Origin of the sequence: Achromobacter agilis, from assembly GCF_900496965.1 — a bacterium.
Lineage (GTDB): Bacteria > Pseudomonadota > Gammaproteobacteria > Burkholderiales > Burkholderiaceae_B > Achromobacter > Achromobacter agilis.
Genome location: NZ_UFQB01000006.1, coordinates 216,762 through 242,006 on the forward strand (window position 1 = coordinate 216,762; position 25,245 = coordinate 242,006).

Here is a 25,245-nt window from a genome sequence, read left to right on the forward strand (position 1 = left end):
GGATACGTATGAACAAACGTCATGCCGGTTTGTCGGCATTGATGTCTCTGGTGTTGTTGGCCGGCTGCAGCGAGGTCAACCAACTCCTGGGCAATGAAGAGTCCGTCAATTACAAGAGCGCCGTCACGCAGCGCGGAGAGCCCCTGAGCATTCCGCCCGACCTGACCCAGGCCAACAGCGATCCACGTTACCGCGCGCCCGCCTCGGGCTCGACGACGTATTCGCAGTTCCAGCAGCAGGGCGAGGCGCAAGCCAGCGCGCCCAAGACCAGCAACGTGCTGCCCGCCCGCACGGACATGCGTGTCGAGCGCGACGGCGATCTGCGCTGGCTCGTCGTCGACCGCGCTCCCGAGGACGTGTTCCCGCGCCTGGTCGACTTCTGGACGGAAACCGGCTTCACCGTGGCCAGCAACAATCCGAGCGCCGGCCTCATCGAGACCGACTGGGCGGAAAACCGCGCCAAGATCCCGGAAAGCTGGCTGCGCCAGGCCTTGGGCATGATTCTGGAATCGGCCTGGGATAGCGGCGAGCGCGAGAAATTCCGCACCCGCGTCGAGCGCGTCAACGGCCACACGGAAATCTACGTCAGCCACCGCCAGATGCTCGAAAAGCGCGTCGGCGCCGACGGCGGCCAGGTGCAATGGCAGAACGGCAAGGAAGATCCGGGCCTGAACGCCGCCATGCTGGCCCGCATGATGGTCTATCTGGGTTCCGACGTGGACAACGCCCGCAAGCTGGTGCAGCAGGCCGAGGCCGCGCCGCAGAAGCCCGCGGTGCAGCAGGACGTCCGCGCGCAGGGCGCGTCGCTTATCGTCGGCGAATCGTTCGACCGCGCCTGGCGCCGTGTCGGCGTGGCGCTGGACGGCGGTGGTTTTGCCGTCGACGATCGCGACCGTTCCTCCGGCGATTACTTCGTCCGTTACGTCGATACCGACACGGGCGAGAAGATCGAGCAGCCGGGCTTCTTCAGCCGCATGTTCTCGGGCGACAAGAAGGCCGAGGCGCCGCAGTACCGCATCCACCTGGCCGCCGCCGGCGACCAGACCACGGTGACGGTGCTGGACGCCAACGGTACCCGGGACAACAGCGCCACCGCCCAGCGTCTGCTGAGCGTGCTGAAGGACAAGATGTAAGGCACACGCCCGCCTGGCGCCATGGCGCCGGCTGGATGAAAAGAGGCCCCTTGCGGGGCTTCTTTTTTTGCCGCCGCAACGGCAGCCGGTTTTCAGGGCGGCGCGGCGGGCGACGTAAAAAGGCCCCGGCAGTAACTGCCGGGGCCTTTTTACGTCCTCTCAGGGCGGGGGTTCGCCTCGGAGCGGATCAGGAAGCGGGCGTGGTCGAACCACCCGGCGCGGGGGCCGGAGCCGGGGCCGGCGTGGTGGCCGGGGGCGTGGTGGGGGCAGGCGTGCTGGCGCCCGGAGCGGGGTTGGTCGCGGGCGCCGAAGCATCTTCCTTCTTGTTGCAGGCGCTGAGCGCGACGGCCAGCACCGAGGCAATAATCAAGGTTTTGCTCATCATTTTTAGACTCCTGTAGATGACGACTCTTGAAACCCCGTTAGGGGAAACCAGAATCCAGGCTACAGGATCACGCGGGCCGATCCGGTGTGAAAGTTAAAAAGGTGGCTTCCCAACGGCAACAAACCTTTCAGCTTCGTGTTATGTCTTTCTTGATGTGACTCGCCGAACAGACCTGATTTCGTTCTGTGCAAGACTGATACGGACCCGTTTCCAGATACTACGCCGCCCGGTAGTGGATCCAGCCGGAATCCAGCCAATCCGCGAGGCAGGAGCGCGCCTCGTCGGACAGCCGGGCGCAGGACGGATCGGCGCAGTCCAGGCTGCGCGCATCGGCAAGCCGGCGCAGGGCAGCGTCCGCCGGCGTCATCGCGGTCTCGCCGTTGATGAACAGCTGCTTGCCCCGATACAGCATGCGGGTGCGCCGATCCAGCGCCAGCCGGCCCGATGCGGGCCAGTCCTCTTCCAGGTCCACGTCCATGCCTTCGGGCGGGTCGAACACGCTGAGATTGCTGGGCTCGGTCAGCCAGCAGCCCAGGAAACGCGAGGCCAGCGCCTCGTCGAAACGCAGCTTCTCCACGGTTTCCAGCGTGGCGGCGACCAGCGCGTCGGGCAGGGCCGCCGGCGTGTCGACGGCGGGCTGGCCGGGATCGCGGTAGACCGCGGAGAGCTTCGGGCCGGGCAGAGCGGGTTCGCCGTAGGGGCCGCCCAGCAGGCCAACGCGCGCCATGACCTGGTCCGCGGCCGCTTCCAGCAGCCCGCGGGCTAGCGTGGCCTGCGTGGGGGCGCGAAAGCCGATGGAGATGGTCATGCATCCGTCGCCCGCCGCGACGCCGTCGTGAGCGGCCTGGGGCGGCAGGTAGAGCATGTCGCCGGGGGCCAGGACGGCCGTCTCCTCGGGCTCGAAGCGGCTCAGGATCTTCAGCGGCAGGCCGGGCTCCAGGGACAGGTCCTTCTGGCGGCCGTAGCGCCATTCGCGCTCGCCCGCTGCCTGCAGCAGGAACACATCGTAGCTGTCGAAGTGCGGGCCCACGCCGCCGCCATGGCTGGCGATGCTGATCATCACGTCGTCCAGGCGGGCGTCGGGGATGAAGCGGAACAGTTGCATCAGTTCGGACGCGGCATCGCTGTGGAGGTCCACGCTCTGCACCAGCAGGGTCCAGTCGCCTTCGTCGTCCTTGGGCAGGCGCGCGAAGGGGCCATTCTCCATCTGCCATTCGCCGTTCTCGCGCCAGATGAGGCGCGATTCCACGTCGTCGCGGCGCGCGAGTTTCTTGATGGCGGCGATCGTGACGGGCGGTTTGAAAGCGGGGATAGCCTGCCGGATCAGCAGAGGCTTGCGCTGCCAATAGCGGCGCATGAAGTCATTGGGACTCTGGTTGCCCAGCAGCGTCAAGGGTTGGTCGAGGTTCATTGGAGGTGCTTCTTCAAGCGGTAGAGGGCATCCAGCGCTTCGCGCGGGGTGAGGCTGTCGGGGTCGATGCTGCCAAGTTCTTCGCGCAGGGCGTCCAGCGCCTCGAAGGCGTCGGAGCGTTCGGCGGCGGCATCCGCCTGGGCATCGGCCTCGGCCGCTGCCGAGAACAGACCGAGCTGCGGGGTGGGCGCGCCCTGGGCTTCCAGACGCTCCAGTTCGCGCGAGGCCTGGCGGATCACGGCGGCGGGAACGCCGGCGCGCTGGGCCACCTGGATACCGTAGCTGCGGCTGGCGGGGCCTTCGCGCACTTCATGCAGGAACACGATGCCGCCCGCGGATTCGGCGGCGGCCAGGTGTACGTTGGCGGCGGCCGGCTGCTCGGCGGGCAGGCGGGTCAGTTCGAAGTAGTGCGTCGCGAACAGCGTCAGCGCGCGGTTGTGCGACAGCAGGCGGCAGGCGATGGCCCAGGCCAGCGCCAGGCCGTCATAGGTCGACGTGCCGCGGCCGATCTCGTCCATCAGCACCAGGCTGTTGGGCGTGCTGGCCGACAGGATGGCGGCGGCCTCGGTCATTTCCATCATGAACGTCGAACGCCCGCCGGCCAGATCGTCGGCCGCGCCGATGCGGGTGAAGATGCGGTCGATCTTGCCGATGCGCGCGCGCGCCGCGGGCACGAAGCTGCCGATGCGCGCCAGCAGCACGATGAGAGCCACCTGGCGCATGTAGGTCGATTTACCGCCCATGTTCGGGCCGGTGATCAGCAGCATGCGGCGGGCGGGCTCCAGGCGGCAGCCATTGGGCGTGAAGCGTTCGATCGCGTGCTCGACCACGGGATGGCGGCCGGCGTCGATGTCGATGTCGGCCTGTTCGGACAGCTCGGGCGCGATCCAGTCATGGCGGCGCGCATGGTCGGCCAGGGCGGCCAGCGCGTCCAGCTCGGCGAGCGCGGCGGCGCAGTCCGACAGCGGGCGCACGTGCTCGGCCAGCACGTCCAGCAGCTGTTCGAACAGCCATTTTTCGCGGGCGAGCGAACGGTCCTGCGCGGACAGCACCTTGTCTTCCCAGGTCTTGAGTTCGGGCGTGATGTAGCGCTCGGCGTTCTTCAGCGTCTGGCGGCGGCGGTAGTCTTCCGGCACCTTCGCCGTCTGGCCCTTGGTGACTTCGATATAGAAGCCATGCACGCGGTTGAACTCCACGCGCAGGTTGCTGATGCCGGTGCGCTCGCGTTCGCGGGCTTCGAGTTGCACCAGGAAGTCGCCGCCGTCGGCGGCGAGCGCGCGCAATTCGTCCAGTTCAGCATCGAAGCCCGCGGCCAGCACGCCGCCGTCGCGGATGGCGACGGCAGGTTCGGCCGCGATGGCGCGCACCAGCAGCGCGGCCAGCGCCGGATCGACGGACAGGTGCGAGACCAGTTCGCCCAGCCTGGGCGAGTCGGCCATCGGTTCGACCTGGTCGCGCAGCGCGGGCAGGGCCTGGAGCGCGTCGCGCAGGCTGGCGAGTTCGCGCGGGCGCACCGAGCGCAGCGCCAGGCGCGTGGCGATGCGTTCGATGTCCGGGAAGGCGTTCAGCGCGCCGCGCAGGGATTCCAGCAGGCCGGCCGAGCCGAAGCCGGCCGCGCCGAAGGTCTGCTCGACGTCCATGCGGCCGGCCAACAGCGCGGAGATGGCTTGCTGACGGGCCTGCGCCTGCTCGTTCTCGCGCAGCGGATGGTGCAGCCAGCGGCGCAGCAGCCGGCTGCCCATCGGGGTGCGGCAGCCGTCCAGCAGCGAGAACAGCGTCGGCGAGTCTTCGCCGGACAGCGTCTGCGTCAGTTCCAGGTTGCGTCGCGTGACCGGGTCCAGCAGCACATACTGGCCGGGGCGCTCCGCGGACAGGCTCTGCACATGGGCCAGGGCCTGCGACTGGGTGCGGGCCGCGTAGCGCAGCAGGGCGCCCGCGGCGCAGACGCCGGCCGGCATGTCTTCGACATCGAAGCCCGCCAGTGTGTCGGTTTTGAAATGCGCCAGCAGGTGGGCGCGCGCGCTGTCCGCTTCGAAGTGCCAGTCGGGCACGCGGGTCCGGGCGCTTTCGAACGGGAAATCGAATTCCGCGCTATCGGCGCAGATGACCTCGGCCGGCGCAACGCGGTGCAGTTCCGATTCCAGCTGGGCCGGCGCGCATTCGGTCACGCGGAACTCGCCGCTGGCGAGGTTCAGCCACGCCAGCCCGGCGCGCGGCGCGCGCGCGGAGCCGGTGATGAACGCGGCGGCGAGGGCCCGGTCGGCCTTGGCAGGCAGCAGCGCGTCGTCCGTCAGCGTGCCGGGCGTCACGATGCGCACGATGCGGCGCTCGACGGGGCCCTTGGAGGCGGCCGGATCGCCGATCTGCTCGCAGATGGCGATGGACTCACCCATGGCGACCAGGCGGGCCAGGTATTGCTCCATGGCGTGCACGGGCAGCCCGGCCATGGGGATGGGAATGCCGTTGGACGACCCGCGCTTGGTGAGCGTCAGGTTGAGCAGGCGCGCGCCGCGTTCTGCGTCTTCGTAGAACATTTCATAGAAGTCGCCCATGCGGTAGAACAGCAGCAAAGGACCTGCCTCCGCCTTCAGGCGGAGGTATTGCTGCATCATGGGAGTGTGGCCCGAAAGGGCGTCGGCGGCGGAGTGTGGCGTTGCTGAATTCATGCCCGTGATTGTATCGGGCGGGCGAGCGGCTGCGGGCGCCGGTGGTTTTTTCGGGGCCGCGGCGCAGTCCGGAACCGCCCGCGGCACGATGCGCCCGGGAGGCTTGCAGCCGCTGGACGCCGGCGGCACAATCGCAGCGCGCGGCCCTGTTATTGCCGCCGGAGCCGTACAGAAATGCAGGATTTCCCCGTACTCGCGGCGCTGGACGCCAGCGTGCGCGTCACCATCGCCAGCGGCGCGCACCAGGCCGAGTTCGCGCCGGATGGCGGCGGCCGCCTGACGCGCCTTTCCACGGGCGGGCACGATTGGATCGTGCCGCTGACCGCCACCGAATGGCCGGCGGCGAAGTGGCCGCGCGCGGGGGCCTATCCGCTTGCGCCCTATGCCAACCGCATCCGGGACGGTGTATTCACCTTCGACGGCGCCAGGCACGTGTTGGCGTCTTTGCCCGGCCGGCCGCATGCGATCCATGGCGCGGGCCTCTATCAGTCCTGGCGGGTGCGCGACCACGCCGAAGACCGCGTCGATCTGGTGCTGGAGCAGCCGGCCGGCGTGCTGGGCTGGCCCTGGGCGTTCGAATGCGTGCAGCGCTACCGGCTCGACGCGCGCGGCCTGAGCGTGGCCCTGGCCATCGTCAACCTGGGCCACGCGCCGATGCCCTTCGGCCTGGGGCTGCATCCGTACTTCACGGCGCAGCGGGTCACGCTGCACGCGCGGCGCCTGTGGCCCGCGGATGCGGACGGCATGCCGGCAGGCAGCCAGACCGGGCATGTGCGCGAGCTGCGGCGGTCGGCCGAAGGCTGCGATACCTACCTATCGCAATGGGAAGGGCGCGCCACCCTGCACTGGCCTGACGGACACCAGTTGGCGCTGCATGCCGACCCGGCTTTTGCGCACCTTGTGGTGTATACCGCTCCAGGCGCCGATTTCCTGTGCGTCGAGCCGGTGACCAATGTGGCGGACGCCTTTAATCTGGCAGCGGGCGGCGACACGCGGACCGGCATGCGGGTACTGGAGCCCGGCGCGCGTTTCAGCGCGACCGCCTTGCTGGGCTTGGCCGTGCCCCGCGCGGCGCGCGGCTGAGCGGCGGGGCAAGGACGCATGCAGTGCTTTGAAAGCGCCGCCGCCTGCGGCGATAATCCGGGCAATCCAAGTCTAGGGAGTCGTTACGTGAAAAAGCTCAGCACCGAACAATTGCAGGCCGCTGCCGAGACGCTGCGCCGGGTGCAGGCAAGGATGGCCCGGGCCGGCAACCTGCCGCTTGGGCCCACTATCTACGCCTGCGCCAAGGGATTCCGCCGCAACGTGCCCGACTACGTCTGGTCGTGGCTGTCTGGCCTGCTGGCGCCGCACAAGAGCCTGTCCGCCTGGATGGATGCCCACCAGCCGGGCTGGCGTGATGGCAAGACGCCGGCCGCCGCGGTCTACGCGCGCAGCGAGAACGGCTGGTTCGAATGGCTGATCGCCGAACTGGAAATCGAGATCAAGGACCCCCACGCCCGCGCCAGGCGCGAAGGGCAGGGCTAGGCAGGAAGCCGCGCTCAGGCGCGCTCGGCGCCCGAGCGGCGCAACAGGTGGAACAGCAGTTCCAGCGTGGCGGCCGCGAGCAGGGCTGCCAGCACCGACCCCAGCACCATCGTGTCCCACATGCGGGGAGGCCCCACGCGGAATTGGATCGTGTCGAAAACCAGGCCCGCGGTGATTCCCGCGACGGCGGCGGCCTTCCAGCCTTGCAGCGGGGCGAGCCTGAGCATCAGCAGGGTGAAGGCCACCATTGCCCACAGAATGGGTTCAAGCATCTGGCCGAAAAGGTGATCAAGCAGAGGAAACTCCCTATGGCGTTGCGCGCAGACGAGTTTTTACTGCTTTCTTTCCGCAATTGCGAGATGCCCCGCCCATGCCGGGCGGGGCGCCGCCGCAGGCCTGGGGCTAGAACCCCTCCAGCACCACCTTGCCCCGCGCTTTGCCGCTTTCGATGAACGCGTGGGCGCGGCGCAGGTTTTCCGCATTGATCTTGCCGTAGTGTTCGCCCAGCGTTGTGCGCAGCGTACCGTTGTCGATCAGCCGGGCCGCCTGGTTCAGCAGCTCGTGCTGGGCGATGAGGTCGGGCGTATCGTGCAGGGGCCGGGCGAACATGAACTCCCAATACAGCGACGCCGACTTGGCTTTGAGCAGCCGCACGTCGATGGCGGCGGGATCGTCGATCAGGGCGACCCTGCCTTGCGGCGCGATCGCTTCGGCGATCTGCGGGAAGTGCTGGTCGGTGTGGGTCAGCGCGGCGATGTCGCTGACATGATCGAAGCCGATGCGCTTGAGTTCCTCGGTCAAGGGCTGGGTGTGATCGATGACGTGGTGCGCGCCCAGCTCGCGGACCCAGGCCTGCGTCTGCGGCCGGGACGCGGTGCCGATCACCGTCAGGCCCGTCAGTTGGCGGGCCAGTTGCACCAGAATCGATCCCACGCCGCCGGCGGCGCCGATGACGAGCAGGCTGCGCTGGCTGGGGGCGCGGTTGTCCAGCACGCGCAGCCTGTCGAACAGCAATTCCCATGCGGTGATGGTGGTCAGCGGCAGCGCGGCGGCCTGAGCGAAGTCTAGGCTGGCCGGCATCGCGCCCACGATGCGCTCGTCCACGGCGTGCAGTTCGCTATTGGCGCCGGGGCGGGTCAGCGCGCCCGCGTACCAGACCCGGTCGCCGGGCTTGAACAGGCTGGTTTTGGCGCCGACGGCCCGCACAACGCCGGCGGCGTCCCAGCCGATGATCTCCGGCTGGCCGTCCTTGGGCTTGCGGTTGGCGCGGATCTTCACGTCCACCGGGTTGACGGAGATGGCGCGGACCTCTACCAGCAGGTCGCGGTCGCCGGGAACGGGATCGGCGGCGGTAATGTCTTGCAGAGCCTCCGGGTGATCGGCGGGCAGGTTCTTGAAGTAGGCGATGGCTTTCATGGAGGGCACTCGGGCTAGGGTCAAAGGATGGAGCGGACGACGCCGCCGTCCACGCGCAACGCGGCGCCGTTGGTGGCGGAGGCCTGGGTCGAGCTGGCATAGACGACCATGTTGGCCACTTCTTCCACCGTGGCCAGGCGGCGCAGCAGCGACGTCGGGCGGTGCTGGGCGATGAAGTCGCGTTCCATGTCGTCCTGCGTGACGCCTTGCTCCTTGGCCATTTCGGCGAAGAAGTCCGCCACGCCTTCGGAGCGCGTGGGGCCGGGCAGCACGGCGTTGACCGTGACGCCCGTGCCCGCGGTCAGTTCGGCCAGCCCGCGCGACACGCCCAGCATCGCCGTCTTGCTGACGCCGTAGTGGATCATTTCGGCGGGAATCTGCACCGCCGATTCGCTGGAGATGAAGACGATGCGGCCCCAGCCGGCGGCCAGCATGCGGGGCAGGTAGTAGCGCGACAGCCGCACGCCGCTCATGAGGTTCACGTCCAGCATGTACTGCCAGTCGTCGTCGGTGATTTCCGTGAAGGACTTGGGCGCGAAGTAGCCGGCATTGTTGATCAGGATGTCCACGTCGGGATGCGCGGCCGAGATCGAGGCCGCGCCGTTGGCCGTGGCCAGGTCGGCCTGGACGGTGCTGATTTGCGCGGAGGGAAGCTGCCTGGCGATGGTTTCGGCGGCCTGCGCTAGCTTGGTGGCGTTGCGGCCATGCAGCACGACCTGCGCGCCCGCCTGGGCCAGGCCGAAGGCAATCGCCAGCCCGATGCCGCCGGACGATCCGGTGACCAGGGCTTTCTTGCCGTTGAGTTCGATGTTCATGCGGTGACTCCTTGCTTGTCGGGAACAGAAGCATGATTACCCAGTCCGCGGCGATGAAAAACGGGCTAGCATCGCAGTCAGTTTCAAACATTCGTTGAAAATGAGACCAGGCATGGTGCGGTTCGAGGACCTCAAGATCTTTCTGGCCGCGGCGGACCAGGGCAGTTTCTCGGCCGCGGCGCGCGAACTGGACCTGACGCCGGCGGCGGCCAGCGCCGCGCTCAAGCGCCTGGAGCAGGCCCTGGAGGCGCGGCTGTTCGTGCGCTCCACGCGCAGCCTGAGGCTGACGGGCGACGGTGAACGCTACCTCGAGTACGCCCGTTCGGCCATTTCGACGCTGGAAGCCGGCAAGAACGCCGTGGCGCGCAGCAAGACGGAGATCTCGGGCGCTCTTTCCGTGTCGATCCCGTCGGACCTGGGCCGGCACGTGCTGCTGCCCTGGCTCGACGAGTTCCAGCAGCGGCATCCCCGCGTCAGTTTCCAGGTGCGCATCAGCGACCGCCTGGCCGATCTGTACCGTCAGCCGGTCGACTTGGCGGTGCGCTACGGCAAGCCCAGCGACTCGGGGCTGGTCGCCCTGCCGCTGTCCGAGCACAACCGCCGCGTGGTCTGCGCCTCGCCCGCCTATTTTGCGCGCCACGGCATGCCGCAGGCGCCGGCGGACTTGCGCCGCCACAACTGCCTGTCGTTCGTGCTGGGTGAAACGCTGCATGACCGCTGGAGCTTCCTGCGCCCCGACGGCTCCACCCTGACAGTGCCGGTCAAGGGCGATCGCGTGGGAGATGACGGCGAGCTCGTGCGCCGATGGGCGCTGGCGGGCCACGGCGTGGCCTACAAATCGCGCTATGACGTGCTGTCGGATCTGCGCGCGGGGCGGCTCGTCGAGGCTTTGGCCGACTACACCAGCGAACCGTCGCCGCTGTACCTGCTTTGCGTGCACCGCATGCTGCTGTCGCCGGCCGTCCGGCGCCTGCGCGAATTCCTGCAGGAACGCTTCAGGCAGTTCGAGGCGGGCTAGCGCCGCCACCCGACGGCACGCGGTACGGCTCAATGGTGCGCATGGCTGGCCCGGTTGGCCGCGCGGGTGCGGGCCGCTTTCTTGGCGGCTGCCGACCGGCCGGCGGCGCCCTTGGTCGCGGCGCCTTTACGGGCCGCGGCCGAACGGGCTGCCGCGCTGCGCTTGGCGGCGGCGGTGCTGGCCTGCCGGGACAGCGCCGAACGCGACGCGGGCTTCGTGCCCTCACGTTTCAGCGCGGTCGTGGTGGACCGGGCGCGGGTGGCGGATTTGGCATGGCCATCGCTGGCCGCCCGGCTGTCTTGCGCGGCTTTGCGCTTCGTGGCGGTGCTCGCCTTCTTGGGGGCGGGCAGCTTGACGCCGGCGCGGCGGGCCTTGGACAGGCCGATCGCGATGGCCTGTTTGGTGGATCGGACGCCGTGCTTGCCTTCGCGCACGTGTTCGATTTCCTCGCGGATGAACTCTCCCGCCTGTGTGGACGCGGATTTGCCCTGACGTTTGTCGCGCGCCGCTCGTTCCAGGGTTTTTCGTTCAGGCATGGCGATACCTCCTTGCTTGCGTTGCGGAAACCCGCTCCGCCTGCGCCGAGTCCGGCGCGACGGAACTCGTAACACCACTCTAGCGCCGTGGGCGTATGCTGTGTGTTCGAATGGATTGCCGGTCGTAAGCGCCGGAACATCGCCGCCAGGCCGACGATTCACGACTCACCCCCCTTCGCGGAGACGAGCTATGTCGAATCATGTCTACAAGCAAATCGATTTGGTGGGTTCATCCACCAAGTCCACCGATGACGCCATCTCTCAAGCCATCGAGCGCGCATCCGAGACGCTGCGCAATCTGGATTGGTTCGAGGTCACCGAGGTGCGTGGCCACATCAAGGACGGCAAGGTGGCGTACTGGCAGGTCGGCTTGAAGATCGGCATGCGCCTGGAGGGGAACAGCTGAGTCCGCGCCGCTGCTTCTTTCTTGCGCATGCCTTCCAAGTGATTGTCGGATAAGGGCTTTTCCGGCTTGTTAGCGGACTGTTCATAGGCTTGTCCACATTCAGTGGGGACAAGCGGGGCGTGGTCTTGGCGCGCGCTTGGCCGCTCCGCCGGCAGGCGGGCGAACAGGCGGTGTTGCGCGTTTCTTGCCCGACAGTTCCAAGTCATTGGCCCGTAAGGCTTTTTGCAGGCTGCCCGCAGGCTGTCCTCAGGCTTATCCACATTTCCCGGGGACAACCGGCCTGCCGCGCAACGGCGTTTGAGCCTTTCTTGACCACCCCTTGCAGGCCATTGATCTGCAAGGGGAATCCCGACCTGCCCTCATACTGTCCTCATGCTTTTCCACAGAACGCGGGGACAAATCCACATGGGCGGCGGGCGCGCCCCCAATGCGCCTGCGCGGCCGGGGTTTTAGTGGATAAGTGCGCCAAAAGTCATCCAAAAGCAGGATTGCGCATTTTTTGACCGGCCCTTGCAAGTGCTTGCTGCGACAGGGGATTTTGGGTCTGCCCCAAGGCTGTCCTCAAGCTTCTCCACAGTTGGCGGGGATAAGTGGCCCCGCGCCATCGGCGCGGGGCCACGGTCGGATCTTGGATCGCGCGGTGTCCGACGCCTGTGCAGTCTCCGACATCTCGGCAGTGTCTGACACCCTTACGAGACGCTTACCCAAGCTGAAGCCAGTGCTTCCGGGTGTCTGACACCAGCATCGTTCCCGGGGTGTCTGACACCAAGTCTGGTTCCTGGCCCGCCAGCCACGTCGGGTGCCTGGGATGCGCGGGTCCACGATTGCGGTCCGGAGCCTTCGCTCCGGACTTCCCCTGCGTCATCCTCGTCCGCCTTCGGCTCCCTTCGGATTCCCTCGGGCTTATCGACGCCCCGCGCATCTCAGGCCCTCGCCGCGTCCGGCTCGGGCGGCGTGATTCCTCGGCCGCCGGGGCGGTTGGTGTGCTTGGGTTTTAGCCAGCGGCGGTTTGGCCGCGGACGATCTCGCGTCGCCCGCCCCAGGCCGGCCGCGCGGGCGGCCTTTTGGGGCTTACGCGGTTGCTTACGGTCGAGGTTGCTGTTGAGGTTGCTGTTGCTGTTGAGGTTGCTGTTGCTGTTGCTGTTGAGGTTGCTGTTGCTGTTGCTGTTGCTGCGGTTGCGGTTGTGCCTGTGCCTGCGCCAGGCTCGAAACGATCGGTTCTTCACGCGCGGCCGTTTCGGCCTTGATGATGCCCTGAATCGAGCAAGTGTCTGACACCCTTACGAGACGCGCGTTCAAGTTGATGCCAGTGCTCCCGGGTGTCTGACACCCGGCCCAGTTCCAGGCCCGCCAGCCACGCCGAGTACCTGGTCCACGCGAGCCGCCTCGTGGCGTTTGCGCGATGTCTTGCGGTCGCAGGCGGACCTGCCGCGACCCGCTCAGCGGGCGTCTCCCATGTGAGCGCATGCGCGCACTGCACAAAAAAAAGCCCCCCGACGTATCGGGGGGCTGGATCGCCTGGAGGTAGGGCAGGCGATCTCTGCCGGCCGGAGCGGCGCTCCTGGCCGGCAGCGGCGGCGATCAGGCGTTGAACTTCTTGACCCAGTCCACGTAGCGGTCGATCCAGCCTTGCAGGAATTTGCGCGTGCCTTCGTTGGTGATGTTGTACTGGTCGTCGATGAGGCCTTCGGTGTACTGCAGGAACACTTCCGGCGTGGTCAGGACGTTGGCGCCTTCGGCGGCCAGGATGTTGCGCAGGTGCTGCTGCATCAGGGCGGTGCCGGCGGCGCTGGGCGAGGTGCCGAGCAGGCCGACGGTCTTGCCCGTCCAGGAGTTCTGGCCCCAGGGGCGCGAGCCCCAGTCGATGGCGTTCTTGACTGCGGCGGGCAGCGAGCGGTTGTGCTCGGGCGACACGAACAGAATGCCTTGGGCATCGGCGATCTGCTGTTTGAGCTTGGCGGCGGGAGCGGGCAGGTTGTTTTCGTTGTCCTGGTTGTATAGCGGCACGTCGCCCAAGCTGACATAGTCGAACTTGAAGTCGGCGGGCACCAGCTTTTCCAATGCACGGGCCAGGCGCAGATTGAACGAAGCGGCACGCAGGCTTCCGACGAAAACAGCGATCTTGTAGGTGCTCATGGGGCGCATGCTCCAAGGGGGAACGGGAATGTCAGTGTAGACCTGTCCGCACTGCTGCTCAATCACAATGCCGCATATGTTTATCCGGGACCATGACGCGCTGATGTCAGCATCCCGGTCAGGCCGGCGCGGCCCGGCGTCCCGGGGGAAAGCCGCGCGCCCTGGATGACCACACGATGCCCAGGGCCAGGAGGGCAAGGGCGGCCAGCGCCCAGGGAAGCGTCCGGGGGCCCGAGCTTTCCAGCAGCAATCCGCCGGCGATGCCGCCGCCCGCGACGGCCAGGTTGAAAACCGTCACCAGCATGGATTGCGCCACATCGGCGCCATCTCCCGCGTTGTCCGCCAGGGCGGTCTGCAGCAGGGTCGGCGCCCCGCCAAAACTCAGGCCCCAGGCGGCAATGCCGCCCAGGACCAGCGCTGGCGACGAATTGGCAAAGCCCAGCGTGCATGCCGCGATCGCGAACAAGGCCAGGCTCGCCAGCGTCAGCGCGCGCAACCAGCGATCCACCAGCAGCCCGGTTGCCCAGATCCCGGCCAGGGACGCCAGTCCGAACAGCAGCAGCATGGCGTCTACCCGTTGCCCCAACCCTGCGGAGGCAAGGAAGGGAGCGATGTAGGTATAGAGGATGTTGTGCGCCAGTATCCAGGCCAGCAGCGCCAGCAGCACCGGGCGGATGCCGGGCATCGTGGCGATGCGCCGGATGCTCAGGCGTTGCCGTGCCGGCTGTCCCGCGAAATCCGGCACCGCCAGCCGTATCCAGGCCAGCAGCAGCAGCGACAGCGCCGACATGATCCAGAACACCCCGCGCCAATCGAGCAGCGTTCCCAGCCAGGTTCCCAGCGGCACGCCGATGCAGAGCGCGATGGGCTGGCCCACGCCGGCAACCGCGAGCGCCCGGCCCTGCAGGCGCGGCGGCACCATGCGCCGGGCATAGCCGGCCAGCAGCCCCCACACCACGCCCGCTGCCATGCCGGCGACAAAGCGCGCCGCCAGCGTGACGCCGTAGTGCCCGGACATGGCGGTGACCGTGTTGAACGCCAGCAAGCCGCCGATGGCCGTCAGCAACAAGGGGCGCCGGTTCCAGCTGCGGGTGGCGGCGACGACGGGGATGGCCGCCAGCACCGATCCGAGGGCGTACACGGTCACCAGTTGGCCCGCCAGCGCCTCGGAGATGCCGAGTCCCCGCCCAATCTGGGGTAGCAGGCCTGCGGGCATGGTTTCGGTCATGATGGCGAGAAAGCCCGCCATCGTGAACGCCAGCAACTTCCATACCGGCAGGCCCGCAGGCCGGGCGGAGCCGGCCGTCATGTTTGCTTGAGTGCTCATCTGTATCGCTCCCGGACCGTTCACACGAGATAGGACGCGGCCATGTCCTTGTCGCCATGCCCGGCGGCGGCCGCGCGGTCGAAGCGCCATAGCGACGCCTGTGCCGCATCGAGCTGTACGCCGGCGTGCGCGGCGGCGTCCACCACCAGCCGCGCATCCTTGGCTGCATTGGCGATGGAAAAGCTCGGTGCATAATCACCGGCCAGGATGGCCTTGGCCTTGGCCTGGAAGTAGGCGCTGTCCATCGGGCCGCCTGTCACCACATCCACGACCAGCGCCGGATCGATGTCCAGCCCCTTGGCGAGCGCCAGGCTCTCCGCCAGCCCGTGAGTCAGGGCGAAGGCCCAGTTGTTGAGCGCCAGTTTCAGGCGGCTGCCGGCGCCCGGCTGCTCCGATACCCAGACGGTGCGCTTGCCGATGGCGTCGAAGAGCCGCGCCGCGGTGTCCCGGTGCGCCAGCGGACCGGACGCCAGAATGATCAATTGCGCCAGTTCCGCGGGCTGGCGCGTGCCTTGCACCGGAGCATCGTAGAACACCAGCCCCAGTAGTTCGGCCAGGGCTGCCAGCGTGGCGATGGCTTCGATTCCGACGGTGCTCGACTGCAGCCAGATCGTGCCTGGCCGCAATGCGGGCGCGGCGGCCTGCATGACGCTGTCCACCGCGGGGCCATCCTTGAGCGCCGTCACCACGACCTCCGCGTCCCGCACCGCGTCCGCCGGGCTGGCGCATGCTTCGATACCGTCCGCCGACAGCGCCTGCGCTTTGGCCTGACTGCGGTTCCAGGCTCGCACCGCGAAACCGCGTTTGTGCAGATTGCGGGCGATTGGGGCGCCGATGAGGCCGGTTCCCAGGACGGCGACGATGGGCAGGTTTTCCGAGTTCATATGCATTCCTTGAGAGGATCAGGTTTAGTGGAACGATCGTTCCTGAAAAGAGAAAATAAAAGCCCGGGGCCTGCGCGGATGCGCAGCGGCCCGGGCCCGACTACAAGGCCGCCAGCGCGACGTCGATCACGTCCGCCAGGCACTGGCGCCGTTGCGGCGCAGAGCTGCCTTTGCCCAGCACCCTCATGCCTTGCATGGTGTTCACGAAGAAGCGCGCCAAGGCGCGCGGGCTCTTGGCCGTGGAGATTTCGCCGGCTTGCTGGCCGCGTTGGATCAGCTTCTCCAGCGCCTTTTGCAGCCGCAGGAAATTGTGCGCCACCAGATCCGCCACGGCCTGGTCGTGCGCGGCGAGTTCCAGCGTCGCGTTGGCCACCAGGCAGCCGCGCCGTTGCGGATCGTCCAGTTCGCTGTCCGCCACGCCCTGCAGCAATTGCCGGATCAGCGCCCGCGGCTGGCCGGGGCCCGACAGCAGTTCCACATTGGCGGCCGTGATCGCCGAGTAGCGTTGCAGGGCCTGCTGATACAGCCCCTGCTTGTTCTCGAAGGTGCTGTAGAGGCTGCTGCGCGACAGGCCCGTGCCTTCGACCAGGTCTTGCACGGAGGTCGCGGCATAGCCACGTTGCCAGAACACCCGCATGGCGGCGTCGGCAATTTCGTCGGGTTCGAATTCCTTGGTGCGCATGAATACCACTTGATTGGAATGATCGTTCCCGAACTCTATCGCCTGCGCCGGCAGGCAGTCAAGCGGGATGGGTTTCCTGCGGTGGGGAAACCGGGCGCAGATCGATGCGCGGTACGCGCGAATGGAACCGTCCGCACCGCAATGGTGCGAAATGCCGGGAAGGTCACCAGCAGGGTGTGCGGCGTGGTGCATGGCATCCACCGCGCGGAAGGCGGCGTTGCGCCGCCACGGGGGGGAAGTGTCCACGACGCTCCTGGCACGCGGCTTGCTTGGGGTTAACACTGCATCACAAGTTGCGCGCCGTTCCAGGAGTTCCGCCATGTCCAGTTCCGCCATTTCCGCCCCGGTCACCCTGTTGGTCACCCGGCATATCGCACCCGAGCGCTATAGCGATTTCCTGTCCTGGATGCGGCAGGGAGAGATCCTGGCCGCCGGCTTTCCGGGGTTCCTCGGATCGGGGGTGCTGCAGCCGCCGGAAGGCGGGGACCAGTACCAGGTCGTGCTGCGCTTTGCGGACGCGGCCAGCCTGGGCCGTTGGGAAAAATCGCTGCCGCGCCGCATGTGGCTGGAGCGCGGGGCAGCGCTGGTGCACGCCAGCCACGAGCGCCGCGTGAACGGCACGGAAGATTGGTTCGCGCCTCGGACCAGCGCGCCGCCGCGCTGGAAACAGGCCGTCAGCATCTGGCTGGCCTACTTCCCGGTGCTGCTGGTGTTCTCCATCCTGGCCAGCGAGCCTTTGAGCCTGCTGCCGGTGTTCTGGCGAGTCCTGATCACCAGCGTGGCCCTGACGCCCGTCATGGTGTTCGTCTGCATGCCCCTGGTCGCGCGCATGCTGCAACGCTGGCTGCGCGCGGGCTGAAGCGGAGTTCGCGCTGGCCCGCGCGCTGGCGGCGCGGGCCGGCCTCAGGCCGCGCGAGCGTCGCGGGTGGAATACAGGCGGTGCAGCGTGATCTCGCGCACCGCCGCCTGGCTGCCCTGGATGTGGGCGCGCAGCAGCGGCACCGCGCGCGCCGCGTCACCCGCCAGCGCGGCGTCGAGTATCGCGGCGTGTTCTTCGTAAGTCTTGCCGATGCGCTCGGGTTGGGTGAAGTCCAGGCGGCGCACGATGCGGATGCGTTCCGTCGCGGCGCGATGCACGCGCGCGATTTCCGGGTTGCCGGCCGCGGCGACTAGATCGATGTGGAAGCGTTCGTCCAGATCCGCCAGGCGATCGCAGTCGCTGGAGCGGCTGCTCTCGTCCACCAGCCAGGTGTCGGCCAGCGGACGCAGCGCGCGCTGCCGCTCGGCGGCGTTGGCGCAGGCGCAGAGCGCTTGCACCGCAGCCGCTTCGAGCACGCTGCGCAGCTCGTAGAAGTGGTCCAGCGTGTTGAAGTCCAGCGGCTTGACCAGCCAGCCATTGCGCTGCCGGACTTCCAGGTAACCTTCGCGTTCCAGGCGGAAGAGGGCTTCGCGCACCGGCGTGCGGCTGACTTGCATACGGTCGGCGATCTCGGTTTCGGTGAAGCGGTCGCCGGGCGCCAGCCGGAAGTCCAGGATGTCCCGCTTCAGCGTGCCGTAGGCGGTGTCGGCGAGGGTGCGCGGTATGTCGATGATGGCGTTGAAGGCAAAGGACGCGTTTCGGTCGATCATGTGAGGCTCCTGGTCGGCATGGGAGATGGCGCTGGTGGACAAGCTTGCATACCAGGCATCAAGCAAGCGCCGTGCCAAGTCGTTTTTGGGCGGCTCCGCCCGCGGCGCGCAAGCGGCCGGCCTCGGCCTGGTGCCGCGCGCGATCTGTTTTGGTGCATGGCGCACCATCGAAGGGGACGCAACGCCGCCGGACGCCGCGGCGGGCGTTATGGCGGTAGCATGTGGGCGGGCCGGCGTGCGCCGCTCCGATGCTCCACGACATTTCGCGACGCTTCGCCGCGTCGTACCGCGATGAATACCCGCTTTGTTGAAGCCTTTCTTTGGTTGGCGCGCCTGGGCAGTTTCCGGGCGGCCAGCGACCGCCTCCACATCACCCAGGCGGCGGTGGCCAACCGCGTCGCGTCGCTGGAGGAGGACATCGGCGCGCGTTTGTTCGCACCCCGCGTGCCGGCTGAAGATGGTGCCTTCCGCAACCGAAGGAACCTTCCGTTTTCCGCCCATGAGCACGCATACCGAATCTTCCCTCCCGCCCAACGGCCTGCTGTTCGTCGCTTCTGACGTCGACGCCGCCGACGAGGCCGATTTCAACCGCTGGTACGACCGCGAACACGTGGAAGAGCGCGTGCGCATCCCCGGCTTCCTGTCGGGCGCCCGTTATCTGTCGCGCGATGGTGGCCGCAAGTACCTGGGCCTGTACCGCACGGAGTCGCTGGCCGCTTTCACCACGCCTGACTACCGCCAGGCCTTCGAGCGCCAGACGCCCTGGTCGGTGGCCAACCTGGGCCGAATGCGCGATCCCATGCGCCGCGTGTGCGCCATGCAGGCCGTGACCGGCTTCGGCAGCGGCAGCCAGATCGTCGTGCTGCCGCTGCCGGGCGCCGCAGGCGGCGATGCGCTGATCGCCCGGGCGCGGCGGGCGGGCGCCGATCTGGCGGAGTCGGACGGCTTCGTCCAGTCCTATCTGCTGGTGCCGGATACGGGGCTCAGCACGCCGCTGCCGCGCGAATCCACCGAAAACCGGCAGCTGGCGCCGATATTCATGGTCGAGGCCAGCACGGCGCAGGCGGCCCAGGCGCTGCGCGGCCGGGCCGCCTCTGCCTTCAAGGCCAGCCCGTCGGACGCCTGGCTGTTCGAACTGGGCTGGAAGCTGAACGCAGCAGACTTGCGCTGAGCGCCTTGCCTGACGGCATCACATAGATTGAAACAGGGGAATCCCATGGCTGAAGAAACGTTGTACGGCGGCGCGACCGTCAAGACCGCGGCCGCGCCCGACAAGATGCGGCGCCTGGCCTTGGCCAGTTCGGTCGGCACCACGCTGGAATGGTACGACTTCACGAATCAAGGAAGTGCTGGGCCGGCATTGGCGGCAATTGCTGATCGCGGGCGGCTCGCGCATCGGCTCCGACGTGCTCTACGCGCTGGTGGTCGTGTTCACGCTGACGTATGTAACGACGGTGCTGCACCTGTCGCGTCCGATGGCCCTGGCCGCCACCACGCTGGGGGCCGCCCTGAATGCCATCGCCGTGCCGCTTTGCGGGCATCTGTCCGACCGGATCGGCCGGCGCCCGGTATACCTGGCCGGCGCGGTGCTGGGCATGGTCTGGGCGTTCGTGTTCTTCGTGCTGATGGATGCGGCGCACCCTGTCGCCATCTGCGCGGCGGTGGTGGTGGGGCTGCTGATCCACGCCCTGATGTACGGCCCGCAAGCGGCCTTCGTTACCGAGCAGTTTCCCGGCCGCGTGCGCTACGCCGGTTCGTCCCTGGCTTATACGCTGGCCGGCATCGCGGGCGGCGGGTTCGCGCCGCTGATTATCGCCAGCCTGTTCAAGACCTGGAACTCGACCCTCGCGATCTCCCTGTACGTGACGGCCGCGCTGGCGCTGACCGCCGTGGCGGTGCTGGCGGCCAGCGAAACGGCCAAGTCGCCGCTGAAGCGCTGAAACGCTGAAACAGGGCGGGCAGGCCGGCCTCCGGGGGCCGGCCTGCCGCTGCGTATTGTGTGGAGGTAAACCCGCCCGGAGGCATTCAAAGGAATGTCAGGTATCTGACTTTATTCTGAACAACAAACGAAAATTGTTTACACTCTCATCCTCAAAATTCGAGGATGAGGGGGCCGCCGTGGGGGCGGGCTTCGTTCCTGTTACGGGAGAAAGTCGATGCGCAAGTTGCTATTGGGAGCGGTGCTGGCCGCTGCGGTATTCGGAGGAACGGCCCAGGCGGCCGTCGAGCCCAAGGCCGTGGTCGCCACGTATTCGGACCTGGCGCTGGCCGGTTACGAAGATTCGCTGACTTCCGCCAAGGCGCTGCGCAAAGCCATCGATGCGCTCATCGCCAAGCCGAGCGCCGACACGCTCAAGGCCGCGCGCGAAGCCTGGCTGGCGGCCCGCGTGCCGTACCAGCAGACCGAGGCCTATCGCTTCGGCAACCCCATCGTCGACGACTGGGAAGGCCGCGTGAACGCCTGGCCGCTGGACGAGGGCCTGATCGACTACGTCGACGCGTCCTACGGCACCGAGAACGACGAGAACGCCTACTACGCGGTCAACGTCATCGCGAACTCCAAGATCTCGGTGGGCGGCAAGACGGTCGACGTCAGCAAGATCACGCCGCAGCTGCTGTCCGAAGTGCTGCACGAGGCCGACGGCAACGAAGCCAACGTGGCCACGGGCTACCACGCCATCGAATTCCTGCTGTGGGGCCAGGACCTGAACGGCACCGGCGCCGCGCCGGCCGACCGCAAGGGCACCCCGCAGGAGCGCCACTCGGGCAACCGTCCCTATACGGACTTCGATCCCAAGCAATGCACGGGCGGCCATTGCGAGCGCCGCGTGGAGTTCCTGAAGGCCGTCACGGACCTGCTGGTGACCGATCTGGAAGAGATGGTCGGCAACTGGAAAAAGGAAGGCGCCGCGCGCAAGGCCGTCGAGGAAGATCCCAAGGCGGGCATGATCGCCATGCTGACGGGCCTGGGCAGCCTGTCGTACGGCGAGCTGGCCGGCGAACGCATGAAGCTGGGCCTGATGCTGCACGATCCCGAGGAAGAGCACGATTGCTTCTCGGACAACACGCACAACTCGCACTACTACGACCAGATCGGCATCCGCAACGTCTACATGGGCTCCTATACCCGCATCGACGGCAAGACCGTCTCGGGCGCCAGCCTGTCCGAATTGGTCAAGGCCAAGGACCCGAAGCTCGACGCTGAAGTGCGCGCCAAGCTGGACGCCACGGTCGCCGCCATGCAGGCCATGAAGACGCGCGCCGAAACGGTGGAAACCTACGACCAGATGATTGCCGACGGCAACAAGGAAGGCAATGCCGTGGTGCAGGCCGCCATCGACCGCCTGGTCGACCAGACGCGCAGCCTGGAGCGCGTGATCGCGCTGCTGGAATTGGGCAAGGTGGCTATCGAAGGTTCCGACAGCCTGGACAAACCCGACGCCGTATTCAAGTGAAATTCGCATTAGCCGCCGTACTGGCGGCGTCGGCCCATGCCGTCGCCGCCGCAGCACCCGCAGCACCCGCCGCGCCCGCGGGGCGCGACGATCTGACGTCCGAAGACCTGAAGCGCGTAACCGCCATCACCGCGCCCACGCGGGATTTTTCGAAGGCCGAGACCTTCGAGACCATGCAGGCCGGGGCGGCTACCACCAATAAACTCATCAACGCCGACATCTTTTCCCAGCCTTCGGCCAACATGAGCTTCGAGGGGCGCCAGGAGTTCCAGGTCGGCAACGGCCTGTTCCGCAAGGACTGGGTGTCGTCGCCCGCCTCCACGCAGGCTTCGGACGGGCTGGGGCCGCTGTTCAATGCGCGGTCCTGCCAGGCCTGTCACACCAAGGACGGACGCGGCACCGTGCCCGGGTTCGATCCGCTGGAGCGCACGGACGCCGTGGCGCTGCTGCTGCGCCTGGCCGTGCCGCAGGGGCCGGACCGCGGCCACCCCAAGCTCGCCGCGGGCGAGATCGCCTCCTTGCCGGAACCGGTCTATGGCGTGCAGCTGCAGAACTTCGCGGTTGCCGGCCTGCCAGCCGAGGGGCGCATGGAGATCGAGTACGAACCGGTGCCGGTGGCGCTCAACGGGGGCGAGACCGCGACCTTGATGAAGCCGACGTATCGTATCGAGAACCTGGGCTACGGTCCCATGCGCGCCGACACGCAGGTCTCCCCGCGCCTGGCGCCGCCCATGATCGGGCTGGGCCTGCTCGAATCCATCCATGAAGCCGACATCCTGGCCAACGTGGGGGCGGACAAGCGCGACGGCATCGTCGGCAAGGCCAACTGGGTGACCGACGTGCGCACCGGCGCCCGCGTGCTGGGCCGTTTCAACCTGAAGGCCGGGCAGCCTACGGTAGAGCAGCAGAGCGCCGCCGCCTTCTCGAACGACATGGGCCTGTCGACGCCACTGTTTCCCAAGCACTCCGGCGATTGCACGCCCGCGCAGCAACAATGCCTGGACATGCCGCATGGCGCGCAGCCGCGTTTCGGCGCGGAAGAGGTGCCGGGCAAGCTGATGGACTTCGTCACCATCTATTCCACCAACCTTGCCGTGCCGCAGCGCCGCGACGCCGATGACGCGCGAGTTCTGGCCGGCAAGAAGCTGTTCTACGAAGCCAATTGCGTCGCCTGCCACGTGCCGAAATACGTGACCAGCCGCAACGCCAAGCAGCCCGAGCACCGCTTCCAGCTGATCTGGCCCTACACCGACATGCTGGTGCACGACATGGGCGACGATCTTGCGGACGGCGTATCCGACGGCGAGGCCAACGGCCGCGAATGGCGCACGCCGCCGTTGTGGGGCGTCGGCCTGACCAAGACCGTGAATCCCAACGCCACCTGGCTGCACGACGGGCGCGCCCGCAGCTTGCTGGAAGCCGTGCTGTGGCATGGCGGCACCGCCAAGCCCGCGCGCGACCGCGTGGTGGCGATGACGCCCGAAGAGCGCGCCGATCTGATCCGTTTTCTGGAGTCGCTGTAATGGTCGCATTCGCCAAGCAAGTGTCGAAACTGGCGGTGGCCGCCGCACTCGCCGGATCGCCGGCCTGGGCCGCGGGCGCCGGTTTGCCCGCCGATCTGGGCGAGCGGCTGGCGCGCGACTATGCGCGCCCGGCCGCGGCCAGGATGGTGGACGCCGCCACGGCGCTGGACGGCGCGCTGGGCGGCTGGTGCGCCCAGCCGGGCGCGGCGGGGGCCGCTCGCGTCGGCAAGGCGTTCGAACAGTTGGCGCTGGCCTGGTCCGGCGTCGAAATCCTCCGCTTTGGACCGCTGGTGCAGGCCAATCGCTATGAGCGCCTGGCCTTTTGGCCCGACACGCGCGGTGTGATGCCCAGGCAGGTGCAGGCGCTGATCGCCGCCCAGGACGAGGCGCTGCTCGCGCCTGGCGCGCTGGCGGGGCGCAGCGTGGCGGTGCAGGGGCTGCCCGCGCTGGAATACGTGCTTTACGGCGAGCCGGCGCTGCTTGAGCAGCGCGCCGCGCCGGGCTTCGCCTATGCCTGCGGCTACGCCCGCGCGGTCGCCGCGAACGTCACGGCCATTTCGCGCGACGTGGCGCAGGCCTGGAGCGCCGAAGGCGACTTCGGCCGCCAGTTCGCGCATCCGCAGGCGCGGAACGATCTTTACCGGGATCCCCAGGAAGTGGCGGCCGAGGCTATGAAAGCCTTGTCGACCGGCCTGCAGTTCGCGCGCGATGTAAAGATCGTGCCGGTGCTGGGAGAGAGCGCCGCGGCGGCGCGCCCCAAGCGTGCGGCGTTCTGGCGCAGCAAGCTATCCACGCGCCTGCTGGCCGCCAACGTGGACGGCCTGAAAGCCTTTTACCTGGCGGGCGCCTATCCCTTGCCGGCGGGCGACGCCTGGATGGATGCGTCGGTCCAGGGCGAACTCGCCAGCGTCGCGCAAACGCTGCGCGCCGTGCCGGTTCCGCTGGAACGGGCGCTGTCGGACGAGGACGGGCGCCGGCTGCTGACGCTGGCATCCCTGACCCTCAAGAATGCCAAGGCCATCGTCGACCAGGACCTGGCGCCCGCCCTGGGCGTCATGATCGGATTCAATGCGCTCGATGGTGATTGACCGGCGCCGCTTCCTCTCGCTGGCGGGCGCGCTGGGCCTGGCGCACGCGGCGGCGCTGGCCGCAGCGCCCGAGGAGGGCGCTGCCCTGTACCTGAGCGCGCGCAAGCGCGGCGGCCGCGACGAAGCCGTGCTGCTGGATGAAGCGGGCGGCGACCGGCTGGTAGTGCCGATGCCCGCGCGCGGCCACAGCTTCGCCATCGATCCCGCCGGCCAGCGGGCTGTCGTGTTCGGGCGGCAGCCGGGTTTCTTCGCGCTGGCGTTTTCCTTGCGGGGAGACGGCGGCCCCCAGCCCCTGCCGCTGCATGATGAGCGGCATTTCTTCGGCCATGGCGCCTATGTGGACGGCGGCCGCCTGCTGGCCGCCACCGAAAACGACTTCGAGGCGGGGCGCGGCGTGCTGGGGCTCTACGACGCTTCGCCCGGGGGCGCCTACCGCCGGGTCGGCGAGTTCGATACCGGCGGCATCGGCCCGCACGAGGTCGTGCTGATGCCCGACGGCAAGACGCTGTGCGTGGCCAATGGCGGCATCCTGACGCATCCCGACTACGGCAAACTGGAACTCAACCTCGACACGATGCAGCCGTCGCTGGCCTATATCGACGCGGCCAGCGGCACGCTGCTGGAAAGGGAAGCGCTCGCGCCCGCGCTGCACCGCCTGTCCATCCGCCATCTGGCGTTGGCCGCCGACGGCAGCGTCTGGTTCGGCTGCCAGTACATGGGGCCCGCGGCCGACCGTCCGGCGCTGGTGGGCCGGCACCGGCGCGGCGGGCGGCTGGAATTGTTCGAAGGGCCGGCGCAGGCGCTGCGCCAGATGCGCAACTACGTCGGTTCGGTCGCGGTGGACGCGGCCGGCGCCGTCGTGGCGACGTCGAGCCCGGTGGGCGGGCAGGTGATCTATTGGGATGCCGCCAGCGGCCGCTGCCTGGGCACGACCGAACTCGCGGACGGCTGTGGCGTGGCGCCGGCCGCGGACGAAGGTTTCCTGCTCAGCAGCGGCCTGGGCGCGATGCTGCGCGTCGACGCCACGGGCACGGAAAAGAAACCGGTGCTGGCGCCGTCGCGCGAGGTGTCCTGGGACAATCATTTCCGCAAGGTTGCGGCGCGGGCCTGAGCCGCCTTCTTACAAACCTTGACACAACAGGGCCGCGACGCGGCCCTTTGCGTTGACCGCATCTGATAAAGTTTTCGGTCGTTTTTTTCCAAGCCCC

At 68.0% G+C, this 25,245-nt stretch carries 24 protein-coding genes and 2 pseudogenes; 13 read left to right on the plus strand and 13 right to left on the minus strand.

The features are described 5' to 3' along the window. The first annotated feature begins 8 nt into the window (after window positions 1-8). A complete protein-coding gene (gene bamC / locus AGI3411_RS10035; protein WP_165359128.1) occupies window positions 9-1,133 on the plus strand; it encodes an outer membrane protein assembly factor BamC in 1,125 nt (374 codons plus the stop codon). A 187-nt stretch (window positions 1,134-1,320) separates the two neighbouring features. On the opposite strand, the gene AGI3411_RS10040 is transcribed toward bamC, so the two are convergent. The 3 genes from AGI3411_RS10040 to mutS form a co-directional block, all read right to left on the minus strand. Further along, window positions 1,321-1,518: an endopeptidase gene (locus AGI3411_RS10040; RefSeq protein ID WP_129527219.1), complete on the minus strand. Its 198-nt coding sequence runs from the start codon at window positions 1,516-1,518 to the stop codon at window positions 1,321-1,323. A gap of 217 nt (window positions 1,519-1,735) precedes the next feature. Beyond that, window positions 1,736-2,929: a ribosomal protein uL16 3-hydroxylase gene (locus AGI3411_RS10045; protein ID WP_129527220.1), complete on the minus strand. Its 1,194-nt coding sequence runs from the start codon at window positions 2,927-2,929 to the stop codon at window positions 1,736-1,738. Continuing rightward, window positions 2,926-5,595: a DNA mismatch repair protein MutS gene (mutS, locus tag AGI3411_RS10050; RefSeq protein ID WP_425265332.1), complete on the minus strand. Its 2,670-nt coding sequence runs from the start codon at window positions 5,593-5,595 to the stop codon at window positions 2,926-2,928. The genes AGI3411_RS10045 and mutS overlap by 4 nt, the downstream gene beginning before the upstream one ends. 174 nt (window positions 5,596-5,769) lie before the next feature. On the opposite strand from mutS, the gene AGI3411_RS10055 reads away from it, so the two are divergent. Both AGI3411_RS10055 and AGI3411_RS10060 read left to right on the plus strand, forming a co-directional pair. Continuing rightward, the gene (locus tag AGI3411_RS10055) at window positions 5,770-6,678 is read left to right on the plus strand and encodes an aldose epimerase family protein (RefSeq protein WP_129527222.1); all 909 of its coding nucleotides are present in this window, start codon (window positions 5,770-5,772) and stop codon (window positions 6,676-6,678) included. An 87-nt stretch (window positions 6,679-6,765) separates the two neighbouring features. Further along, window positions 6,766-7,122 (plus strand): hypothetical protein, encoded by a 357-nt coding sequence (locus AGI3411_RS10060; RefSeq protein WP_129527223.1) that lies wholly within the window; start codon window positions 6,766-6,768, stop codon window positions 7,120-7,122. Between the two features lie 14 nt (window positions 7,123-7,136). Here the strand turns inward: AGI3411_RS10060 and AGI3411_RS10065 are convergent, their stop codons facing one another. The 3 genes from AGI3411_RS10065 to AGI3411_RS10075 form a co-directional block, all read right to left on the minus strand. After that, entirely contained in the window at window positions 7,137-7,394 is a 258-nt protein-coding gene (locus AGI3411_RS10065; RefSeq protein WP_244240308.1) for a hypothetical protein, read from the minus strand. A gap of 130 nt (window positions 7,395-7,524) precedes the next feature. Continuing rightward, on the minus strand, window positions 7,525-8,538 hold the full coding sequence (locus tag AGI3411_RS10070) for a zinc-binding alcohol dehydrogenase family protein (RefSeq protein ID WP_129527224.1): 1,014 nt from the start codon (window positions 8,536-8,538) through the stop codon (window positions 7,525-7,527). A 20-nt stretch (window positions 8,539-8,558) separates the two neighbouring features. Next, entirely contained in the window at window positions 8,559-9,353 is a 795-nt protein-coding gene (locus AGI3411_RS10075) for an SDR family NAD(P)-dependent oxidoreductase (protein WP_129527225.1), read from the minus strand. A gap of 112 nt (window positions 9,354-9,465) precedes the next feature. Between AGI3411_RS10075 and AGI3411_RS10080 the strand changes: the two genes are divergently transcribed. Next, window positions 9,466-10,371: a LysR family transcriptional regulator gene (locus AGI3411_RS10080; RefSeq protein ID WP_129527226.1), complete on the plus strand. Its 906-nt coding sequence runs from the start codon at window positions 9,466-9,468 to the stop codon at window positions 10,369-10,371. 29 nt (window positions 10,372-10,400) lie between these two features. On the opposite strand, the gene AGI3411_RS10085 is transcribed toward AGI3411_RS10080, so the two are convergent. Continuing rightward, window positions 10,401-10,907: a DUF6496 domain-containing protein gene (locus AGI3411_RS10085; protein ID WP_129527227.1), complete on the minus strand. Its 507-nt coding sequence runs from the start codon at window positions 10,905-10,907 to the stop codon at window positions 10,401-10,403. 190 nt (window positions 10,908-11,097) lie between these two features. On the opposite strand from AGI3411_RS10085, the gene AGI3411_RS10090 reads away from it, so the two are divergent. Beyond that, a complete protein-coding gene (locus AGI3411_RS10090; RefSeq protein ID WP_043547296.1) occupies window positions 11,098-11,313 on the plus strand; it encodes a dodecin in 216 nt (71 codons plus the stop codon). A gap of 923 nt (window positions 11,314-12,236) precedes the next feature. On the opposite strand, the gene AGI3411_RS30085 is transcribed toward AGI3411_RS10090, so the two are convergent. The 5 genes from AGI3411_RS30085 to AGI3411_RS10115 form a co-directional block, all read right to left on the minus strand. Further along, window positions 12,237-12,539 (minus strand): hypothetical protein, encoded by a 303-nt coding sequence (locus tag AGI3411_RS30085; protein ID WP_165359115.1) that lies wholly within the window; start codon window positions 12,537-12,539, stop codon window positions 12,237-12,239. A 355-nt stretch (window positions 12,540-12,894) separates the two neighbouring features. Next, on the minus strand, window positions 12,895-13,449 hold the full coding sequence (locus AGI3411_RS10100; protein ID WP_129527229.1) for an NADPH-dependent FMN reductase: 555 nt from the start codon (window positions 13,447-13,449) through the stop codon (window positions 12,895-12,897). A gap of 118 nt (window positions 13,450-13,567) precedes the next feature. Next, complete coding sequence (locus tag AGI3411_RS10105) at window positions 13,568-14,776, minus strand: MFS transporter (protein ID WP_208748055.1); 1,209 nt, start codon at window positions 14,774-14,776, stop codon at window positions 13,568-13,570. Window positions 14,777-14,796: 20 nt separating this feature from the next. Beyond that, the gene (locus AGI3411_RS10110; protein WP_129527230.1) at window positions 14,797-15,660 is read right to left on the minus strand and encodes an NAD(P)-dependent oxidoreductase; all 864 of its coding nucleotides are present in this window, start codon (window positions 15,658-15,660) and stop codon (window positions 14,797-14,799) included. Between the two features lie 100 nt (window positions 15,661-15,760). Next, entirely contained in the window at window positions 15,761-16,342 is a 582-nt protein-coding gene (locus AGI3411_RS10115) for a TetR/AcrR family transcriptional regulator (RefSeq protein ID WP_129527231.1), read from the minus strand. A gap of 319 nt (window positions 16,343-16,661) precedes the next feature. Here AGI3411_RS10115 and AGI3411_RS10120 point away from each other — a divergent pair, with 319 nt between their 5' ends. Next, window positions 16,662-17,201, plus strand: coding sequence for an antibiotic biosynthesis monooxygenase (locus tag AGI3411_RS10120; protein ID WP_129527232.1), 540 nt, complete (start codon window positions 16,662-16,664; stop codon window positions 17,199-17,201). A 44-nt stretch (window positions 17,202-17,245) separates the two neighbouring features. On the opposite strand, the gene AGI3411_RS10125 is transcribed toward AGI3411_RS10120, so the two are convergent. Next, window positions 17,246-17,971 (minus strand): GntR family transcriptional regulator, encoded by a 726-nt coding sequence (locus tag AGI3411_RS10125; protein WP_129527233.1) that lies wholly within the window; start codon window positions 17,969-17,971, stop codon window positions 17,246-17,248. Between the two features lie 291 nt (window positions 17,972-18,262). On the opposite strand from AGI3411_RS10125, the pseudogene AGI3411_RS10130 reads away from it, so the two are divergent. From AGI3411_RS10130 to AGI3411_RS10160, 7 genes and pseudogenes are all read left to right on the plus strand, one after another. Further along, window positions 18,263-18,406 (plus strand): annotated as a pseudogene (locus AGI3411_RS10130) (helix-turn-helix domain-containing protein); the annotation flags it as partial. 64 nt (window positions 18,407-18,470) lie between these two features. Next, the gene (locus AGI3411_RS10135; RefSeq protein ID WP_129527234.1) at window positions 18,471-19,142 is read left to right on the plus strand and encodes a DUF4286 family protein; all 672 of its coding nucleotides are present in this window, start codon (window positions 18,471-18,473) and stop codon (window positions 19,140-19,142) included. A 166-nt stretch (window positions 19,143-19,308) separates the two neighbouring features. Beyond that, window positions 19,309-19,911, plus strand: a pseudogene (locus AGI3411_RS10140) (MFS transporter); the annotation flags it as partial. A 216-nt stretch (window positions 19,912-20,127) separates the two neighbouring features. After that, on the plus strand, window positions 20,128-21,426 hold the full coding sequence (locus tag AGI3411_RS10145; protein WP_129527235.1) for an imelysin family protein: 1,299 nt from the start codon (window positions 20,128-20,130) through the stop codon (window positions 21,424-21,426). Continuing rightward, complete coding sequence (locus tag AGI3411_RS10150; protein WP_129527236.1) at window positions 21,423-22,949, plus strand: di-heme oxidoreductase family protein; 1,527 nt, start codon at window positions 21,423-21,425, stop codon at window positions 22,947-22,949. Before AGI3411_RS10145 ends, AGI3411_RS10150 begins: the two co-directional genes overlap by 4 nt. Then, window positions 22,949-24,037 (plus strand): imelysin family protein, encoded by a 1,089-nt coding sequence (locus AGI3411_RS10155; protein WP_129527237.1) that lies wholly within the window; start codon window positions 22,949-22,951, stop codon window positions 24,035-24,037. The genes AGI3411_RS10150 and AGI3411_RS10155 overlap by 1 nt, the downstream gene beginning before the upstream one ends. After that, complete coding sequence (locus AGI3411_RS10160; RefSeq protein WP_129527238.1) at window positions 24,027-25,148, plus strand: DUF1513 domain-containing protein; 1,122 nt, start codon at window positions 24,027-24,029, stop codon at window positions 25,146-25,148. Before AGI3411_RS10155 ends, AGI3411_RS10160 begins: the two co-directional genes overlap by 11 nt. Window positions 25,149-25,245: the final 97 nt, after the last annotated feature.

Excerpts from the sequence above, each read along its gene's own strand:
- AGI3411_RS10100 (WP_129527229.1), bottom strand. The coding sequence starts at position 13,449 with ATGAGCACCTACAAGATCGCTGTTTTCGTCGGAAGCCTGCGTGCCGCT.
- AGI3411_RS10085 (WP_129527227.1), bottom strand. The coding sequence starts at position 10,907 with ATGCCTGAACGAAAAACCCTGGAACGAGCGGCGCGCGACAAACGTCAG.
- AGI3411_RS10045 (WP_129527220.1), bottom strand. The coding sequence starts at position 2,929 with ATGAACCTCGACCAACCCTTGACGCTGCTGGGCAACCAGAGTCCCAAT.
- AGI3411_RS10125 (WP_129527233.1), bottom strand. The coding sequence starts at position 17,971 with ATGATCGACCGAAACGCGTCCTTTGCCTTCAACGCCATCATCGACATA.
- AGI3411_RS10120 (WP_129527232.1), top strand. The coding sequence starts at position 16,662 with ATGTCCAGTTCCGCCATTTCCGCCCCGGTCACCCTGTTGGTCACCCGG.
- AGI3411_RS10135 (WP_129527234.1), top strand. The coding sequence starts at position 18,471 with ATGAGCACGCATACCGAATCTTCCCTCCCGCCCAACGGCCTGCTGTTC.
- bamC (WP_165359128.1), top strand. The coding sequence starts at position 9 with ATGAACAAACGTCATGCCGGTTTGTCGGCATTGATGTCTCTGGTGTTG.
- AGI3411_RS10115 (WP_129527231.1), bottom strand. The coding sequence starts at position 16,342 with ATGCGCACCAAGGAATTCGAACCCGACGAAATTGCCGACGCCGCCATG.
- AGI3411_RS10090 (WP_043547296.1), top strand. The coding sequence starts at position 11,098 with ATGTCGAATCATGTCTACAAGCAAATCGATTTGGTGGGTTCATCCACC.
- AGI3411_RS10065 (WP_244240308.1), bottom strand. The coding sequence starts at position 7,394 with ATGCTTGAACCCATTCTGTGGGCAATGGTGGCCTTCACCCTGCTGATG.
- AGI3411_RS10145 (WP_129527235.1), top strand. The coding sequence starts at position 20,128 with ATGCGCAAGTTGCTATTGGGAGCGGTGCTGGCCGCTGCGGTATTCGGA.
- AGI3411_RS10070 (WP_129527224.1), bottom strand. The coding sequence starts at position 8,538 with ATGAAAGCCATCGCCTACTTCAAGAACCTGCCCGCCGATCACCCGGAG.
- AGI3411_RS10075 (WP_129527225.1), bottom strand. The coding sequence starts at position 9,353 with ATGAACATCGAACTCAACGGCAAGAAAGCCCTGGTCACCGGATCGTCC.
- AGI3411_RS10040 (WP_129527219.1), bottom strand. The coding sequence starts at position 1,518 with ATGATGAGCAAAACCTTGATTATTGCCTCGGTGCTGGCCGTCGCGCTC.
- AGI3411_RS10105 (WP_208748055.1), bottom strand. The coding sequence starts at position 14,776 with ATGAGCACTCAAGCAAACATGACGGCCGGCTCCGCCCGGCCTGCGGGC.
- AGI3411_RS10110 (WP_129527230.1), bottom strand. The coding sequence starts at position 15,660 with ATGAACTCGGAAAACCTGCCCATCGTCGCCGTCCTGGGAACCGGCCTC.
- AGI3411_RS10155 (WP_129527237.1), top strand. The coding sequence starts at position 22,949 with ATGGTCGCATTCGCCAAGCAAGTGTCGAAACTGGCGGTGGCCGCCGCA.
- AGI3411_RS10160 (WP_129527238.1), top strand. The coding sequence starts at position 24,027 with ATGGTGATTGACCGGCGCCGCTTCCTCTCGCTGGCGGGCGCGCTGGGC.
- AGI3411_RS10080 (WP_129527226.1), top strand. The coding sequence starts at position 9,466 with ATGGTGCGGTTCGAGGACCTCAAGATCTTTCTGGCCGCGGCGGACCAG.
- AGI3411_RS10055 (WP_129527222.1), top strand. The coding sequence starts at position 5,770 with ATGCAGGATTTCCCCGTACTCGCGGCGCTGGACGCCAGCGTGCGCGTC.
- mutS (WP_425265332.1), bottom strand. The coding sequence starts at position 5,595 with ATGAATTCAGCAACGCCACACTCCGCCGCCGACGCCCTTTCGGGCCAC.